We start from the raw sequence: 14,109 nt of genomic DNA on the forward strand, positions 1-14,109 counted from the left end.
AAGCGCTTTTTGACACTGCTTTTGCACGTTACAAATCTTCCATGCTTTCCCTGTATCCCCTTCCGATGGGGAGCAAAATGCCGTTGACGTCTACTTCTTCGGCCGTGTAAGCGTTGATCCTGGCCAGCGACACAATAAACGACCGGTGAATACGCCGGAAGAGATGCGGCGGCAAAAGCGACTCGATTTCGTGGGTGCTTATTTTCGAAAGGTATTCGCCTTTGATCGTCACGATCCGGATATATTCCCGCTGGCTTTCGATGTAAAGGATTTCGGAGAAAAGGATCTTTACCTTTTTTTTATGCACGGTTAAAAACAGGTAGTCCTTGGTTGCGCTGCTTTCTGCAGGCTCGCTCTTTTCTTTTTGTGCCGTTTTTACCTTGTTCACCGCCACCAAAAAGCGTTCGAACTCGAAGGGCTTGAGCAGGTAATCCGTGACGTTCATTTCAAAGCCTTCCACGGCATACTGGTGATAGGCGGTGGTAATGATCACGGCCGGCGGATGGGACAACGTTTTTAAAAAAGCCATGCCTTTCAGCTTCGGCAGGTGAATGTCCAGGAAAATAAGATCGGTGGGGTGATCCCGCAAAAAATCAGTGGCCAGAATGGCGTCTTTAAACGTGCCCTGCAGCTCCAGGAAGGGCACCTGCGAAATATAATCCGCAAGCACTTTTACCGCCAGCGGTTCGTCTTCTACAACTATGCATCTGATCTTAGACATGACTGGCCAGGTTGATGGTTAGCGTTGCCGAAAACACGCCGGCGCCCTGTTTTGCCGACAGGTCGTAGTCGTTGTACAGCAGTTCGAGCTGGCGTCGCAGGTTGGAAAGACCAATGTTTTCTTTCACGTTACCGGCGGTGGCTTCCGACGAGTTTTTGACCACGTAGGAAAGCCGGCGATTTTTCACCGACAGGTGAATGTCCACAAAAGGCTGTCCTCTTGTTTCCGACACACCGTGCTTGAACGCATTTTCCACCAGGGGAATCAGCAACAGGGGCGGCAAAGCCTGTTTCATGTCTTCAATATCGTGATTAAAATTCACACGTAGCGACTCGTCGTAGCGCAGCTTCTCCAGGGCGATGTAATCGCTGATGATTTTCAGCTCCTGCTCGATGGCGATGTACTGGCCGCTCGTTTCGTACAACATAAAGCGCAGGATCTTGGACAGGCGGAGGATGGATTCCGGTGTCCGATCGCTTTTGTCCCTGGCGAGCGAATAGATGTTGTTGAGGGTGTTGAACAGGAAATGCGGGTTGGTTTGCGAGCGGAGATAATTCAGTTCCGCCTCCTGCTTTTCAATGCGCAGCTTCTGTGCCGCCTGCCGCAGTTTGATGTGATCGTAAACATGCCGGATGAGCGCAAAAAAAACAATCGACGACATACTGTACGACATCTGGTCGGTTACACCCTGCAACGTTGTTTTGAACGTGACAAGCGGAGTGTATACCTGCATGCCGATGCCGATGAGCCGCCAGGCATAAAGCCCCCACGAATACAGCATGAGGTGAAGAAAGAGGAGGGGGATGGCGACAAGGATGTTGAGAAGGATCGTGCTTCGCTTGCGGGTAATGAGCGGCAGCGTGTATTCGAAAAGAAGAAAATTGAGGACAAGTACATAGACCAGGCGCCAGCAATTGTTCAGGACCCGCGGGCCGAATTCTTCCGGGTGTTTGTGCCATTCCGACAACAACCACAGGGCCAGGAAAGCGATCCCGATCCACAGGTACAAAACGAAGCGTTTCCTGTTGAATTTTGTCTTCATCTTTTTTCGAGGCACTAAATATCGGCAAAACTTTTCCGCTCGGAGGTGTTGTCTACAGAACGTGTTTTGCCGTACACCAGTTGCCTGAAACGGTCTATCAAACCGGGAAAAGGTAAAAGCCCTCATGTGTGTGTTGCCGCTTCTGTTCGAAATAACCGATCGGAGAAACAGGAGACGCATTGGCAGGCAGCGACTACCTGTTCCTTCAACGTCCCTTTACAGCGATGCCCTGGGAGTCATCTTATCTGATAATCCTGTGTACGAAATTCTGATGAAGGAGAGAATTTCCTTAGGGGAAGCCGTGTTTTGCTTCCTCGTCAAAAGCGGCACCTCTTCGAAAATATTCATCCGCCGAGAGCAGGCCACTGCCTTTTATGGCAAAAAGAACGAGCAGGAGCAGTACGATCATGGAGATTATGAATTCAAAAACATTATCGCTGATATTCTTGCTGTTGACAAAAAATACCGCGACAACGAGAACCGGAATCTGGGCGATGGCTGCCACCCTGGTGAAAAGGCCGACGGTGATAAGGAAGCCGCACAAGAGTCCCAGGTAGGCGACGATGAAGGCCAGGATTTCTGCGTTCTGTGAAAACACGCCAATTCCGGTTTGTTGTATATCCATTTTTGCTTGCGCCGTGTCACGGATGAAACTGATGGATTTAACCATTAAAATAATACCTGTGACAAGCCGGAAAAAACTGAGCAGGTTGGGCTGGCCGACAGTACGCTTGATAAGGTTTGTTACAGTCATACAATCAATTTAGCCAACACGAAAAATAAGCGATGCAAGAGCACCCTAAAGGTACCCAATGTCGGACAGGTGTCGAAATTTAGTATGGCTTCTACAACCTGGCAGTCCATCGCCGGGCGAGGGTTGGAATGCCGATTGTATGCGTTCCATGCATGGGATACCTTCCAATTGAAAACTATGGCATCATCGGCGACCTGAACACGGTGGCGCTGGTGGGATTGAATGGCTCCGTCGACTTCATGTGTTTTCCCAATTTTGATTCACCCACTGTTTTTGCTGCCCTGCTCGATGACCAAAAAGGAGGCCGCTTCCAGATTGTTCCGGCCTTTACCGAAATGAAAACCAAGCAGCTCTACCTGCCCGACACCAATGTGCTGCTCACCCGTTTTTTATCCAAGGAAGGTGTTGGTGAGATCACCGATTTTATGCCGGTGGAAGAGCTCTACGACGGCAAAGAGCTGGTTCGCCGTGTGACCACGGTCCGTGGCGAAGTGCATTATAAATTGCTTTGCCAGCCTCGGTTCAATTATGCCCGCAGCAGCCACAAAGTGGCCATCCGTTCCGATTACGAGATCATCTTTTCCAGCGACGGAGAAGACGGCACGGTCCTGCGCCTGAGTAGCTCTGTACCCTTAACAGTCGACAACAAAGATGCAGTAGCGGAATTTACGCTGCGGGCCAACGAAACTGCCGAGTTTTTGCTCGAACACGTGCAGCGCGACCACTCCTATGAAAAAAATTTTAAAAACTTCATCACTGAAAGCTTGTTTCAAACGATGAACTACTGGAAGAACTGGGTCGCCCAGTCCAGCTACAAAGGCCGGTGGCTAGAAATGGTAAACCGTTCCGCTCTTGTATTGAAACTGCTGACCTCCTTCAGGTATGGATCCATCGTGGCTGCACCCACGTTCAGCATACCCGAAAGCATCGGCTTCCAGCGCAACTGGGATTACCGCTACACGTGGATCCGCGACGCGTCGTTTACCGTTTATGCCTTTCTTCGATTAGGCTATGCCAAGGAAGCCGGGGCCTTCATGGGCTGGGTGGAAAAACTTTGCCGCGATATCAAAGACCAGAGCCGCCTCGGGATCATGTATGGCATCGACGGGCACGTGCAACTGAAAGAGCAGGTGTTGGATCATCTTGAAGGCTATCGCGGTTCCAAACCGGTGCGTATCGGCAACGATGCCTACCGCCAGTTGCAGCTCGATATTTACGGTGAGCTCATGGACTCCGTTTATCTCTACAACCGGCACGGCGAGCCCATTTCCTACGACCTGTGGAAGGACCTGGCAAAGCAGATCGACTGGCTTTGCGCCAACTGGAACCAGCCCGATGAAGGCATCTGGGAAGTGCGGGGTGGAAAGCAGCACTTTTTGTATTCAAGGCTGATGTGCTGGGTGGCTTTCGACAGGGCGCATAAAATTGCCCGTGCCCGTTCGTTTCCCGTAAACGGGAAATGGAAAGAAGAGCGGGATAAGATCTTTAACGTCATTTATGCCGACTACTGGAACGATAAAGTAAAAGCCTTTATGCAATATCCCGGTGCGGCTACCGTGGATGCCTCTTCGCTCATGATGCCCCTTGTGCGGTTTGTGTCGCCCAAAGACCCGCGGTGGCTTTCCACGCTCCAGCAAATTGAAAAAGAACTGGTTTCCGATTCGCTGGTCTACCGTTACCGTCCCGACCTGGCGGCACCGGATGGCTTTGCCAGTCATGAAGGCACGTTTTCCATGTGTACCTTCTGGTACGTGGAATGCCTGTCGCGGGCCGGGCAGCTGGAAAAAGCCCGCTTCTATTTTGAAAAAATGCTGGGCTATGCCAACCACTTGGGCCTCTATTCGGAACAGCTGGGTTTTGAAGGCGAGCACCTGGGAAATTTTCCCCAGGCCTTTACGCACATGGGCCTGATCAGCGCGGCCATTAACCTCGACAAACAATTAAACGATAAACGAAACAAAAGCACCAACGGAATATGAAAGCAATCGCAATTGAGCCAGGTACCACCAATGTTGCGTTGATCGATGTGGACGAACCGCAGGTCAGCGCACCCGATGAAGTGAAAATAAAGATGCTGCAGGTAGGCATTTGCGGTACCGACCGCGAAGAGGTTTCCGGTGGCCGTGCCGACGTGCCGCCAGGTGAGAAAAAATTGATCATCGGCCACGAAATGTTTGGGCAGGTGGTGGACACGGGGAGTGCCGTCACCAAAGTGAAAAAAGGCGATTACGGTGTGTTCATGGTGCGGCGAGGCTGCGGCCAGTGCAAGGCCTGCCTGGCCGGACGAAGTGATATGTGCTATACCGGCGCATACACGGAACGTGGCATCAAGGGCGCCAACGGCTTCCAGGCACAATATGTCGTTGACAAAGAGCGATACCTGGTGAAAGTACCGGCCGAGATAAAAGAGATCGGCGTTCTAACCGAACCCATGTCGGTGGCGGCCAAGGCCATTGATGAAGCCCTGATCATTCAAAAAGCACGGCTGCAGGATTTTGAGAAGGAGGAAAGCTGGCTGGAGGGGAAAAAGGCGTTGGTGGCCGGTATCGGCGCCATTGGGCTGATGGCGGCTTTCGCTCTTCGCCTTCGTGGCGCAACCGTGGTTGGACTGGACGTGGTGGACGAAGGCACACGTCGTCCGCAGTTGCTCAAAAAGATTGGCGGCACGTACGTGGATGGACGGTCGGTGCCGGTTACGAGCCTCGATGAGGTATGCGGCGAAGTGGATTTTATTTTCGAGGCGACCGGCGTCGCTGAAATCGAGTTTGAGTTGATCGATGTGTTGGGTACCAACGGGATTTATGTGGCCACGGGCATCCCGGGCGGCAACCGCCCGCTGACGCTGGAAGATGCTTCGCTGATGAAGCAACTGGTGTTGAAAAATGGCGTGATGCTCGGGAGTGTCAATGCCAGTCTTCACCATTTCGAAGTGGCGGTCGAAGACCTGGCAGCCTGCCTGGAAAAGTGGCCGGATGAAATCAGGGCGGTGATTACCGAACGCATTCTCTACGAAAATTTCGATGCGGCGCTGCACAACCATTCTGCCGACGAGATCAAGGTGACCGTGCAGTGGAGCGAGCCCGATGAACAGTTGCACACTTGATCTTGTTCAACGCCCGATAACCGCTGTGCAGCGATGTCGCTGCGCAGCATAGGTACTGTGACCAACAGCCTGGGCCTTTGGTGGCTGAAGCTCTGAACAGGATTGATCCCGGACTTGACAAAAGTCAGCAACGAAGAAATGATCTCTTTATACATTTGCTCAGCGGCATGAAAAAACTTTGGATCATAGTGCTTTTGATGGTGTACGGTTTCTCCTCTACGGGGATGACCGTCAACCTGCATTATTGCTGCGGCAAACTAAAAAGCATCGACTGGTCGCCGGCACAGGAAAAAGACTGCGGCAGCAGCCATAAGATGGGTTCAAAGCCTTGCTGCGAAACCAAGCAAATCGGCAGCAAGGAAAAAAGCGACCAGGAGCAGGTGCTCGTTGTTCCCAAGCAAATCAAGGCCTTTTCAGAGGCCCTGCCACCGCTTCCGGTGCCGGCCATTGCGCAAGGCCTGCAGCGACCATTATCACCGGTCGCCTTTGCCCCGCCGCCACTTTTCTCACCGCCGCTTTTTATTCTTCACTGCGTTTACCGGATTTGATATGCTTTCCTCCAGGCTGGATGACTTCAGCCGGCCTCCTCATTTCTTCTTTCTGCAGCATTGCCTGCAAAGTCATTTATCAAATCCTAAAACGCATTTTTATGAAATCGTTCTTCCTTCTCCTAATAGCAACTTTTGTAACCGTTTCGTCCTTTGCTCAGAAAGCCGGGAAAGCCCCGGCTGCTGGTGTCGTTGTCGCCACCACGTATACCTGCCCGATGCATCCCGATGTAGTGAGCGACAAGCCGGGCAAATGCCCCAAGTGCAACATGGATCTTACCGCATCACCCAAAGAAAAAATGAAAGCGGAGGTGACCCAAACCTATACCTGCCCGGTGCACAAGAGTGTGGTGAGTGACCATGCCGGTGTATGCCCCAAATGCAAGACGCAATTGGTGGTGGACCGGAAGGGCAGCAAGCAACTGACAAAAACCTACACCTGCTCCATGCACCCGAACGTTGCCAGTGCAAAGCCAGGCAAATGCCCCGTTTGTGGCATGGCATTGCAGGAAGCAAAAGCTAATGGCCGGAACAACTAACCCCCGACAAAGCAGGGTAGCACCTGCTTTGTTCTTTCTCTTACCCAAACGTTTTTACATGAAAAGCATTCGATACTTCGCACTGCTTTGCCTGTTCGTGACCGGCCTCACGGCTGGCGCACAAACGGCCAACCGTGCAACCGATACAACGGCAACCTTTAAAGTGTTTGGTGCGTGTGCCCAGTGCAAGCAGCGCATCGAAAAAGCACTGAAGATAAAAGGCGTCGAAAAGGCGCAATGGAATATTCCCACGCAAATGCTGACGGTCACCTATGATGCGGCGCTCTTCAAACTGGACGACATCCATGCAAGGGTTGCGGAAGTGGGTCATGATACCGAATTAAAAAAAGCAAAAGACGACGTGTACAAGGCCCTGCCGGAATGTTGTCATTACCGCGAGATGCAGCAGGAGCAAACGGCCGCAACAGAAACGGCTGTTCCGGCGAATGCGCACAACATCAACGGCGTGGTACTGGCCGAAGACAACAAGGGAAACTTTCTTCCCCTGTCCGGTGCCAGCATCCTCTGGGCCGGTACGCTGAAGGGAACAAAGACAGACATGCACGGCGTGTTTTCCCTTCCGCACGAAGAACCGGGAAGTAAACTGGTAGTGAGTTATGCGGGTTACCGCGCCGATACCATTGTGGTGGAAAACAAGCGTGACCTGCAGATCGTGCTGGCGGCAAACGGCCAGCTGAACGAAGTGAAAGTGACCTCGCGGCGAAAGGGGGTTTACGTGGATCTGTACAACCCGTTCCGCATTGCCACCATCACGCCGAAGGAATTGCTGAAGGCTGCCTGTTGCAACCTGAGTGAAAGTTTCGAAACCAATCCGTCGGTGGATGTTTCGTACAACGACGCGGTGACGGGCTCCAAGCAAATCCAGCTTCTCGGCCTGTCCGGCATTTACACGCAACTGACGGTGGAAAATTTGCCCGGTCCCCGCGGCCTGGCCACACCGCTTGGGCTCAACAGCATTGCCGGGCCCTGGGTGGAAGGCATTCAGCTGAGCAAGGGCACCGGCTCCGTGGTGAACGGCTTTGAAAGCATTGCAGGCCAGATCAACGTGGAGCTGAAAAAGCCCGAAACGGCCGAGAAGCTTTATGCCAACGGCTACGTCAACAGCATGGGCACAACAGACCTGAACCTGAACCTGGCGCAAAAGCTTGGCGACAAATGGTCGATGGGGCTTTTGCTGCACGATGATTTTTTGTACAACAAAACCGATTTCAACAACGACGGCTTTCGCGACCTGCCAACCGGGAACCAGTTCAGCGCTGTTGGCCGCTGGAAATTCGACAACCAGAAAGGCTTTATGCTGCAATTTGGCGCAAAGGCGCTGCTGGACGACAAGACCGGTGGTGAACGGGCTTACAACAAAGAGCACCAGCCTTCATCACCGTTGTATGGTCTGGGTATTAAAACCGATCGCTATGAAGGATTTGCCAAGATCGGTTATGTCTTTCCCGAAAAAAAATACAAGAGCATCGGCTTGCAACTGTCGGCGTTCAGTCACCAGCAGGATGCCTACTTCGGCCAAACGCCGTACAATGCAGAACAAAAAACAGTGTATTCAAACCTGATCTACCAAAACATCATCGGTACAACGGATCACAAGTTCAGAACAGGGTTGAGTTTATCTGCCGACCGGTACAACGAGTTGTACAAAACGCAGGCCTTCAGGCGCAGGGAAGTGGTGCCGGGCGCTTTTTTTGAATACACGTTCACACACGGTGACCGGTTCAGCGCCGTTGCCGGTCTCCGGGCGGATCACAACAGCCTGTTTGGTTTTTTTGCCACCCCGCGACTGAACCTTCGTTACGAGCCGGTGAAAGGAACAACGGTGCGTCTCAATGCAGGACGCGGGCAACGCACCGCCAATATTTTTGCCGAAAACATCGGTGTGCTGGTCAGTGCAAGAACGGTGAACATCGCTACCAGTACCGGCGGCAAAGCCTATGGCCTTGATCCCGAAGTGGCCTGGAACAAAGGCATCAGTGTGGACCAGAAGCTGAAGCTTTTCAAGCGGGATGCCTTGCTGAGCGTTGATTTCTACCGTAATGATTTTACCAACCAGGTGATCGTTGACCTGGAAGATGCACGGCAGGTGAAGTTTTACAACCTCGACGGCAAGTCTTACTCCAACAGCCTGCAGGCCGAGTTCAACCTGGTGCCCACAAAAAATCTTGATGTTCGCCTGGCTTATCGCTGGTTTGATGTAAAAACAACCTACGGCGACAAGCTGTTGCAAAAACCGCTGACCGCTGAAAACAGGGCCTTCGCCAACCTGGCCTACGAACTGAAAGGATGGAAGCTGGATTATACGGCCAATTTTGTCGGAAGCAAACGCATTCCGTCTACGGACGCCAATCCGGAAATCTACCGCATGCCGGCGTACTCGCCCAGTTACGTGACCATGAATGCGCAGGTGAGCAAGACGGTGGGTAAAAGCAAAGCGTTTGAATGGTACGTTGGTGGCGAAAACCTGACCGACTATATTCAGCAGAAAGCCATCCTTGCTGCAGACCAGCCGTTTGGCAACTATTTCGATGCCTCGTTGATCTGGGGGCCTGTCATCGGCCGTATGCTGTACACGGGTTTCCGTTACAAGATCAAATAAGCGCAAGCGTTTTTTACAAAGAACCTGGCACAACTGCCGGGCTCTTTGTCTTTCCGGTAAACTATGCAGCAGTTCCAAAAGGATGTAACGATCACGGCAAGCTTGTGGCGGAGATTTGCAGACAATAAATGCAATGAAAATCTATCAATTCAAGACGAATATCAATTGCAGCGGCTGCATCAGCAACGTGACACCCTATCTGAATGCCAACAATCCGATCAAAAGCTGGAAGGTAGGCGCCGCCAGTCCCAGCAAGGTTTTAACCATTGAAACCGCTACACTTTCTTCCAAACGATCGAAGCGATCGTGAAGGGCGCCGGCTATGAAGCAGAGCCCCTTTCGCAGGGATAACGGTTTTGCCGTTTGTAGCTGGTGCAATGTTTGTAACCGCTAATGGAAAGCAGGCAGACTGCTTTCTGTAATGTCCTTTTGGGTCATGAAGAAACTGGTAGCTATCATAATGCTTCTTGTTTATTTTACTGCGACAACCGGTGCCACAGTAACCATGCACTATTGCATGGGCGAACTTCGGTCCTGGAAGTTGTGGCCTGCAGGCGGGAAGAAAGAAGTTTGTTCTATCTGTGGCATGGAGAAAAAAGGTGGCTGTTGCGAGGACAGGGTTATGATGGTCAGGCTGGATAAAAAACACCAGCTTCCTGCGACTCTTCAGAAGGATCTTCCCAGCTCTCCCGTTACTGTTATTCCCGGCTATGCGAAGTCTATTTTTGCTACTGTAAATGGGCTGACATGCAAAAAGCGACCGGCAACGTCGCCGCCCTTTTTTGATCCCATACCTCTCTTTGTCTCATACTGTGTTTACCGCATTTGATGGAATTGCAGCGCCTGCCAACGACGCGGCACATTCTGTACAAAATATTACGAGACCTAATCGAGCAAAAATGAAACGAATGATTTTGGTTGCCGCCGGCAGCGCCTTCCTAACCGTTACTGCGCTGGCACAACACGAACACCATCATCCTGCCCCCGCAAAGGATACGGCGGCAGGAATGAAAATGGAAATGAAGAAAGACACCGTCCCGCAACAGGCGCCGATGCACGACCATCATATGGAAAGCGGACAGCCAGGACATGACCACGCCGAAATGGAAGGCCACGACATGCACAGCATGCATATGTCGCATGCGTTCTCCCGCAACCTGCCCATGACCCGCAACGGTTCCGGTACAGCCTGGCTGCCGGACAACTCGCCGATGTATGGCTACATGTTTCACGCCGGCAAATGGATGTACATGCTGCACGGCGATGTGTATCTCCGCTACAACAAGCAGGACCTGCTGAACAAAGGCCAGCGCGGCGACAGCAAGTTTGATGCGCCCAACATGGTGATGCTGATGGGACAGCGGGCTGTGGGAAAGAAAGGCCTGTTTCATTTCAATACCATGTTGTCCCTCGATCCCCTGACGGTGGGCAACGGCGGCTATCCGCTCCTGTTCCAGACGGGTGAGAGCTACAAAGGCCAGCCGCTGGTCGACCGGCAGCACCCGCACGATGTTTTTGCCGAATTGTCGATGAGCTATGCACATGCCTTGTCGACCAAGTCGGATGTTTTTGTCTATGTGGGTTATCCCGGCGAACCGGCATTGGGGCCGGTGGCTTATGTACACCGTCCTTCCGGTTTCTTCAATCCCGATGCACCGCTTACGCACCACTGGGTTGATGCGACGCACATCACGTTCGGCGTGGCCACGCTGGGCTTCCGCTATGCCAACTGGAAGATTGAAGGATCGACCTTCACCGGCCGCGAACCCAACGAGAACCGCTACAATTTCGACAAGCCGCGGTTTGACAGCTGGAGCGGACGGTTATCGTTTAACCCGGGTGAGAAATGGGCCCTGCAGGCATCGCACGGCTTTATCAAACAACCGGAAGAACTGCATCCTGGCGAAGACGTGAATCGCACCACGGCGTCGGCTACATACAGCATCCGGGGCTTTGGCGAAACGTTCACCAACATCACGGCGCTATGGGGAATGAACAAGACAGCCGGCCATGATGCGGAACACGGCGTGCTGGTGGAAGGCTCCCGCTCGGTAAAGCGGAAAACCGTTTATGGTCGTTACGAGTGGGTACAGAAATCCCTCGAAGAATTGAATCTTAGCGAAGCCGAATTCGGTCACGATGCCATATTCCCGGTGCATGCGTTTACGGCCGGTGCGTCGTATGATCTTTTCAACATCGGCCAGACAAAAATTGCCCTCGGCGGCCAGTTGAGTTTTTACGATCCCGACAGGCGTCTCAGCAAACTCTATGGCGACAACCCGTTGGCCGGCCAGGTATACCTGCGCATTTATCCAAGGGCCATGGGAACAAAAGCAGGACCTTTTTACCTGCCTTACTAATTGATTTTTTATACAAAAACAGATCGGAATGAGTTATCGAAAATTTGCTGCAATGCTGGTGATTTCCTTTGTGGTGATGTACGGTGTCATGTTTTTGAATATGGACAGCCTTGCACACTATCATACCAGCACGACACGGATTTACATGGCCTTGCTCATGGTAGCCCCAATGGCGGTCATCATGCTGCTGCTAATGGGCAAGATGTATCCCAATAAACGGCTGAACGGCGTTATCATGGTATTGAGCGTGGTGTTGTTCGGCGTTGTTCTGGCCGCGTTGCGCACACAGACGCCCATCTCGGATGTGCAGTACATGAAAGCGATGATCCCGCACCATTCTTCTGCCATCATGGTGAGCAAACAGGCCAATCTCAAAGACCCGGAAGTAAAAAAGTTGTCGGAAGGAATTATTCAAAGCCAGGAAAAAGAGATCGCGGAAATGGAAGCGATGCTGCAACGGCTGGATAATTAAACAACCATTTTTTAACCAATAAAACCAGAATTTATGAAAGGGTACCACACGTACAGGGATTGCATCGAAACCTGTCTTCGCTGCGCCGCCATTTGCAACCATTGCGCTTCTTCGTGCACGCAGGAAGCGGATGTAAAAATGATGGCCCGTTGCATCCAGCTCGATATGGAATGTGCGGCCATTTGTTATGCGGCCGCACAGTTAATGAGCCTGGGAAGTGAAAGGGCCATGGAGGTTTGCCGGATCTGTGCCCAGCTCTGCGAAGAGTGCGGCAACGAATGTGCAAAGCACAAAACAGAGCATTGCCAGGAATGTGCCGAGATGTGTCACCGTTGTGCAGAAGAGTGCAGGCGGATGGCCGGTGTCGCCGCATAGAAGTTACAAGGCTCCTGCTCAGCAGGAGCCTTACCGTTTTATTTCCAGCAAAAGAAGGATGCCTTCATTGGACAGGGCTTTCAGTTCGATGCGGTCGGTGTTTCAGATTGCCAGTCCGCCGCGGGATTCGAGCAGCCGGTTCTCTACTTCAAACACACCGTGAATGACAAAGACCATCGCGGCGTCACACGTCGATGCCCAGGGCGGCCATAAAACCATTTTTCAAAAAGTCTTTTCGTTCCATAACTAATTTTTTTGCTGTTCGCGTTTTTGTTCTGGCGAAGAACGAAAATGTTCCTTTGCGTTTAGTGACCGTTTTCTTAATCTAGACGAACCAATCCGTTGTCTGGATGAACAGGGGCGCCGCCTAACCGGTGCGAAGCCAGCCGTGCGATCCATCCATTCTTTCGCAATGATGACCGAGACAAGGCTATTAAAGTCACACCCGATGGCGTACTTTGCCTCTATGAGTCGCAAGGTCAAAACAATCGGTTTGCATTTGCTGGGTTGGCTGCTTTTTGTCAGCCTCGTGATCGGGTTTGTGGAATCGTCGCCGGAGGCAGACCCGCTGGGCCGCGTTAGCGAACCGGCCTTCCTGCTTTTTGTTTTTATCTATGTGTCGCTCTTTTATCTCAACGGTTATGTGTTGATGCCGCGGCTCTACCTCAAACAGAAAACAGCACTTTACCTGATGCTCGCATTTGTTTTACTGGCTGTTGTTTTTTGGCTGAAGCCATACGATCACCTGGTGCGGATGCACATGCATCATTTTGGTGAGGACCGGCCGCCGCGGCCCGATCGCCTGCCTCCACCGCTGCATGACGAGCCGCTGTTTCAGGAGGGGCCGGGCATACGGGATCATGGCCCTGAGCGCCGTGGCCGGATGATGGACATCGTATCGGTTGTTCTTTTCCTGGCGGTATGGTCGGTGAGCATGGCCATGCAACTCTTTCGGCAATGGCGCAGTACGGAACGCCGCGCCTTGCAGGCGGAGGCCGACAGGGTGAACGCGGAACTATCGTTTCTAAAAGCGCAGATCAACCCGCATTTTCTTTTTAATACACTCAACAACATCTACTCGCTGGCCATTACCAACAGCGCTCAAACGCCCAGTGCCATCCTGAAGCTTTCGGAGATCCTGCACTACGTCACCGATGAAGTCGGAAACGACTTTGTGCCCCTGCGGCGGGAGGTGGATTGCGTAAAAAACTACATCGAATTGCAAAAGCTGCGGCTGACCGGGAAAGTGGATGTGCTGTGCGAAGTCAACGGCAATTTAGAGGGGAAAAAAATTGCGCCCCTGCTGTTCATGACCTTTATTGAAAACGCTTTCAAGTACGGCATCAGCAGTCACGAACCTTGCGTGATTACGATCGCGATTACGGCAGGTGAGGAATCGATTGATTTTTTTTGCCGCAACAAAATCATGGTACGGAATGCTACTGAAGAAAGAACTGGCGTTGGGATCGGCAATGTGAAAAAGCGGCTTGATTATTTGTACCCGGGAAAATATTTGCTGAACATTGATACGAAAGAAGTACAATTTTCCGTTCACCTGGCTATCCGTAATTAACA

14 protein-coding genes are annotated in these 14,109 nt (G+C 52.0%); 11 read left to right on the forward strand and 3 right to left on the reverse strand.

Going from position 1 to position 14,109, the window contains the following annotated elements; all coding sequences use genetic code 11:
* Positions 1-28 precede the first annotated feature (28 nt).
* From D6024_RS08010 to D6024_RS08020, 3 genes are all read right to left on the reverse strand, one after another.
* The gene (locus D6024_RS08010) at positions 29-721 is read right to left on the reverse strand and encodes a LytR/AlgR family response regulator transcription factor (RefSeq protein WP_121354047.1); all 693 of its coding nucleotides are present in this window, start codon (positions 719-721) and stop codon (positions 29-31) included.
* A complete protein-coding gene (locus D6024_RS08015) occupies positions 714-1,763 on the reverse strand; it encodes a sensor histidine kinase (RefSeq protein ID WP_121354048.1) in 1,050 nt (349 codons plus the stop codon). The genes D6024_RS08010 and D6024_RS08015 overlap by 8 nt, the downstream gene beginning before the upstream one ends.
* 289 nt (positions 1,764-2,052) lie before the next feature.
* Positions 2,053-2,517: a DoxX family protein gene (locus tag D6024_RS08020; protein ID WP_121354049.1), complete on the reverse strand. Its 465-nt coding sequence runs from the start codon at positions 2,515-2,517 to the stop codon at positions 2,053-2,055.
* A gap of 152 nt (positions 2,518-2,669) precedes the next feature.
* Here D6024_RS08020 and D6024_RS08025 point away from each other — a divergent pair, with 152 nt between their 5' ends.
* From D6024_RS08025 to D6024_RS08070, 11 genes are all read left to right on the forward strand, one after another.
* The gene (locus D6024_RS08025) at positions 2,670-4,496 is read left to right on the forward strand and encodes a glycoside hydrolase family 15 protein (protein WP_121354168.1); all 1,827 of its coding nucleotides are present in this window, start codon (positions 2,670-2,672) and stop codon (positions 4,494-4,496) included.
* The gene (locus tag D6024_RS08030; RefSeq protein ID WP_121354050.1) at positions 4,493-5,620 is read left to right on the forward strand and encodes a glucose 1-dehydrogenase; all 1,128 of its coding nucleotides are present in this window, start codon (positions 4,493-4,495) and stop codon (positions 5,618-5,620) included. The genes D6024_RS08025 and D6024_RS08030 overlap by 4 nt, the downstream gene beginning before the upstream one ends.
* A gap of 167 nt (positions 5,621-5,787) precedes the next feature.
* Positions 5,788-6,168: an HYC_CC_PP family protein gene (locus D6024_RS08035; RefSeq protein ID WP_162944624.1), complete on the forward strand. Its 381-nt coding sequence runs from the start codon at positions 5,788-5,790 to the stop codon at positions 6,166-6,168.
* 101 nt (positions 6,169-6,269) lie between these two features.
* Positions 6,270-6,707, forward strand: coding sequence for a heavy metal-binding domain-containing protein (locus D6024_RS08040; protein ID WP_121354052.1), 438 nt, complete (start codon positions 6,270-6,272; stop codon positions 6,705-6,707).
* A 58-nt stretch (positions 6,708-6,765) separates the two neighbouring features.
* A complete protein-coding gene (locus D6024_RS08045) occupies positions 6,766-9,327 on the forward strand; it encodes a TonB-dependent receptor domain-containing protein (protein WP_121354053.1) in 2,562 nt (853 codons plus the stop codon).
* A 133-nt stretch (positions 9,328-9,460) separates the two neighbouring features.
* Positions 9,461-9,637, forward strand: a complete 177-nt coding sequence (locus tag D6024_RS26610; RefSeq protein WP_162944625.1) for a hypothetical protein — start codon at positions 9,461-9,463, stop codon at positions 9,635-9,637.
* A 126-nt stretch (positions 9,638-9,763) separates the two neighbouring features.
* The gene (locus tag D6024_RS27705; RefSeq protein WP_449401681.1) at positions 9,764-10,156 is read left to right on the forward strand and encodes an HYC_CC_PP family protein; all 393 of its coding nucleotides are present in this window, start codon (positions 9,764-9,766) and stop codon (positions 10,154-10,156) included.
* Positions 10,157-10,226: 70 nt separating this feature from the next.
* On the forward strand, positions 10,227-11,687 hold the full coding sequence (locus D6024_RS08055) for a hypothetical protein (protein ID WP_121354055.1): 1,461 nt from the start codon (positions 10,227-10,229) through the stop codon (positions 11,685-11,687).
* Positions 11,688-11,715: 28 nt separating this feature from the next.
* A complete protein-coding gene (locus tag D6024_RS08060) occupies positions 11,716-12,159 on the forward strand; it encodes a DUF305 domain-containing protein (protein WP_121354056.1) in 444 nt (147 codons plus the stop codon).
* Between the two features lie 33 nt (positions 12,160-12,192).
* A complete protein-coding gene (locus tag D6024_RS08065) occupies positions 12,193-12,534 on the forward strand; it encodes a four-helix bundle copper-binding protein (RefSeq protein WP_121354057.1) in 342 nt (113 codons plus the stop codon).
* Between the two features lie 448 nt (positions 12,535-12,982).
* Positions 12,983-14,107, forward strand: coding sequence for a sensor histidine kinase (locus tag D6024_RS08070; protein WP_162944626.1), 1,125 nt, complete (start codon positions 12,983-12,985; stop codon positions 14,105-14,107).
* Positions 14,108-14,109 lie beyond the last annotated feature (2 nt).

Source organism: Flavisolibacter nicotianae (assembly GCF_003628535.1).
Taxonomy (GTDB): Bacteria; Bacteroidota; Bacteroidia; order Chitinophagales; family Chitinophagaceae; genus Flavisolibacter; species Flavisolibacter nicotianae.